The organism is Streptomyces neyagawaensis, from assembly GCF_023516595.1.
GTDB lineage: Bacteria > Actinomycetota > Actinomycetes > Streptomycetales > Streptomycetaceae > Streptomyces > Streptomyces neyagawaensis.
The window spans coordinates 1-3613 of sequence record NZ_JAMGBG010000096.1; the positions used below are offsets into that span (position 1 = coordinate 1).

General features: G+C 75.1%; 3 protein-coding genes. All 3 read right to left on the reverse strand.

Features of this window, described 5'->3' with window-relative positions:
- Positions 1-10: 10 nt before the first annotated feature.
- A complete protein-coding gene (locus tag M8J73_RS31940) occupies positions 11-349 on the reverse strand; it encodes a hypothetical protein (protein ID WP_249829393.1) in 339 nt (112 codons plus the stop codon).
- 176 nt (positions 350-525) lie between these two features.
- On the reverse strand, positions 526-1668 hold the full coding sequence (locus M8J73_RS31945; RefSeq protein WP_249829394.1) for an XdhC family protein: 1143 nt from the start codon (positions 1666-1668) through the stop codon (positions 526-528).
- Positions 1661-3613, reverse strand: a 1953-nt coding sequence (locus M8J73_RS31950) for a xanthine dehydrogenase family protein molybdopterin-binding subunit (RefSeq protein WP_249829395.1), incomplete at its 5' end; no start/stop codon positions are given. The genes M8J73_RS31950 and M8J73_RS31945, both read right to left, overlap by 8 nt.

Sequence of the window (3613 nt, forward strand, 5' to 3'; positions counted from 1 at the left end):
CCAACCCGACTCAGCGCGAGATGACGTGACCGGTCGTCGAGTCATCGCGCGCGCCACGGTGCGGGAGCTGCCGGTGCGGGAGCTGCCGACGGGTCAGCCGGCCGACCGTCCTGCGGGGTGCCGTGCGCAGGGTCCGCAGGACGGGCAGCTGACCCGGGGAGAGCCTGGCCCGCTCACCGCCGCCCGCGATGAGCGCGTTGACGGAGGCCATCGGGTCACCGCCGAACTGCCGGGCCACCAACGCGCCGACCACCAGCGGGATCAGCACCACGGCGAGGGCCGAACCGGTGGCGGTGGCCTTGGAGGTGACGTGCCGGAGGGGGCGCGGGCGCGAGGTGTGCGTGTCCATGACGACAGTGCACCAGCGGTGGGGGCGGCCCGGCACCTGACCGCGTACTCATTCGCGGCGCCCCGGATACTCAGGCCGCGTGGGCACCCGGTCGCAGCGGGCGCCGGACCGCTCCTCCGCTCAGGCCCTCCCCACCGCTCAGGCCCCGTCCCCACCGGTCAGGCCGTCCCCACCGCTCAGGCCGCCGCCACGGCCTCCCGCTCCCCCGCCGCCCGGTGGATGGGGGTGCTCGATCCGGTCAGCGGCACGCCCGTGCCGCCGCGTCGGGTGGCGACGATCTCCGCCGCGATGGACAGGGCCGTCTCCTCGGGCGTACGCGCCCCCAGATCGAGCCCGATCGGGGACCTGAGCCGGGCCAGCTCCCGCCCGCTCAGGCCCACTTCGCGCAACCGGCGCTCCCGGTCGGCGTGCGTGCGCCGGGAGCCCATCGCGCCGACGTACGCGACCGGCATCCGCAGCGCCGTCCTCAGCAGGGGCACGTCGAACTTGGCGTCGTGCGTCAGCACGCACAGGACGGTGCGGGCGTCGGTCTCGGTGCCCCCGAGGTAGCGGTGCGGCCAGTCCACCACGATCTCGTCGGCCTCCGGGAAACGGGTCCTGGTGGCGAAGACGGGACGGGCGTCGCACACGGTCACGTGGTAGCCGAGGAACTTGCCCACGCGGACCAGCGCGGAGGCGAAGTCGATCGCGCCGAACACGATCATCCGGGGCGGCGGGACGGACGACTCCACGAGGAGGGTGAGCCCGCCGGGGCAGTGCGATCCGTCCGGTGACAGGTCGACGGTGCCGGTGCGCCCGGCGTCCAGCATCGCCCGGGCCTCGGCCACGGCCGTCCCGTCCAGCTCGGGGTGGCCGCCGAACCCGCCCTCGTACCCGCCGTCGGGCCGTACGAGCAGGGCCCTGCCGAGGAGTTCGGCCGGGCCCCGGACGACCCGCACGAAGGCGGCCGCTCCGTCCCCGGCGACGGCCGCGAGCGCCGACCGGAACACCGGGGCGTCCGCGGCGGCCCGGGTGACCGGCGTGACCAGGATGTCGATCACACCGCCGCAGGTCAGCCCGACGGCGAAGGCGTCCTCGTCGCTGTACCCGAACCGCTGGAGGACCGTCTCGCCGTCCGCGAGGGCCTCCCGGCACAGCTCGTACACCGCGCCCTCCACGCACCCGCCGGAGACGGAGCCGATGGCCGTGCCCTCGCTGTCGACGGCGAGCGAGGCCCCGGGCTCCCGGGGCGCGCTGCCGCCGACGGAGACGACGGTGGCGACCGCGAAGTCCCGCCCCTCCTCGGCCCAGCGGTGCAGCTCGGTGGCGAGGTCAAGCATCCGGGGCTCCCGCGAGGAGGACCCGGTCGGGCCGGATGGGCAGGTGGCGATGGCGTACGCCGGTCGCGTGCCAGACCGCGTTGGCGACGGCCGCGGCGGCCCCGACGATGCCGACCTCCCCGATGCCCTTGATCCCGACGGGGTCGTCCGGGTCGTGGTCGTCCACCCAGTGCGCCTCGACGGCGGGCACGTCGGCGTGCGCTGCCACGTGATAGGAGGCGAGGTCGGCGCCGTAGTGGCCGCCGGTGGCCCGGTCCCGTACCGCCTCCTCGTGCAGGGCCATGGAGATGCCCCAGATCATGCCGCCGGTGAACTGGCTGCGCGCGGTGAGCGGGTTGACGATCCGCCCGGCCGCGAAGACGCCGAGCATGCGGCGGACGCGGACCTCCCCGGTGGCGGGGTCGACGGCGACCTCGGCGAACTGGGCGCCGTAGGAGTGCCGTTCCTTCTGCGCGAGGGCGCCGATGGCGGCGGTGGTGTCCGAGCGGACGGTGATGCCCTCGGGCGGTACGGTGCCGCCGGGGGTGAGCCGTTCCCGCAGTTCGGCGGCGGCGAGGTTGATCGCCCAGGACCAGGAGCGGGTGCCCATGGAGCCGCCGGCGATCATGGCCGGGCCGAAGTCGCTGTCGCCGATCCGCACCCGGACGCGGTCCGGCGCGACGTCCAGCGCGTCGGCGGCGACCATGGTGAGCGCGGTGCGGGCGCCGGTGCCGATGTCCGCCGCGTTGATCCGCACGGTGAAGGTGCCGTCAGCCTCGGCCGTGACGGCCGCCGTGGAAGGCGCGGCGCCCGCGCCGAAGGAGGCCGCCGCCGTGCCGGTGCCGAGCAGCCAGCGTCCGTCGCGGCGGACGCCGGGGCGCGGGTCTCGGTCGGCCCAGCCGAAGCGGCGGGCGCCCTCGCGCAGGCACGCGGACAGGTTGCGGCCGGCGAAGGGGAGGCCCGACACGGGGCCCCGCTCGGGCTCGTTGCGCAGACGCAGCTCGATCGGGTCGACGCCGAGCTTCTCGGCGAGTTCGTCGAACGCGGACTCCAGCGCGAACGAGCCCGGCGCCTCGCCCGGTGCGCGCATCCAGGTCGGGGTTCCGACGTCGAGGCGAACGATGCTGTTGAGGGTGTGGTGGGCGTCGGCGTCGTACATCACGCGTGACGGCCCGCTGCCCGGCTCGATGAACTCGTGCACCGTGGAGGTGAGGCTCAGACAGCGGTGTTCCAGGGCACGCAGCCGTCCGTCCGCGTCGGCGCCGAGCCTGACCCGCTGGGAGGTGGGGCTGCGATAGCCGGCGAGGGAGAACATCTGGCGGCGGGTCATCGCGACCCGGACGGGGCGCTGGAGGGCCGTCGCGGCCATGACGGCGGCCACCTGGTGGGCGCGGACGCCCTTGCTGCCGAAGCCGCCGCCGACGTGCTCCGAGCGCACGCGCACGGCGGACGGGTCGAGCGAGAAGAGGTTGGCGAGTTCCGCGGCGACCCACAAGGTGCCCTGGTTGGAGTCGACGACCTCCAGACGGCCGTCCTCCCAGCGGGCCGTCGCCGCGTGGGGCTCCATCGGGTTGTGGTGCTCCTCGGGGGTGGTGTACTCGGCGTCCACGACGGCGGCGGACGCGGCGAGTTCGGCCTCCAGGTCGCCCTTCTCCGTGACCGCCGGACCGAAGCCGTCCGCGGGGTACGCCCGCGGATGGTCGGCGGTGAACGCGATGTCGTGCGGCTCCTGGTCGTAGTGCACGACGAGTGACTCGGCGGCCTCCCTGGCCTGCTCGGAGGTCTCGGCCACGACCAGCGCCACCGGCCAGCCCAGATGAGGCACCCGATCGTGCTGGAAGACGGCGGTGGTCGGGTCCGGCTTGGTGCCCATGAGGCCGGGGTAGTCGGTCTCGACGCGCGGGGCGTTGCCGTGGTGCAGGACGGTGAGGACGCCGGGCATCGCCAGCACGGGCGCGGTGTCGAG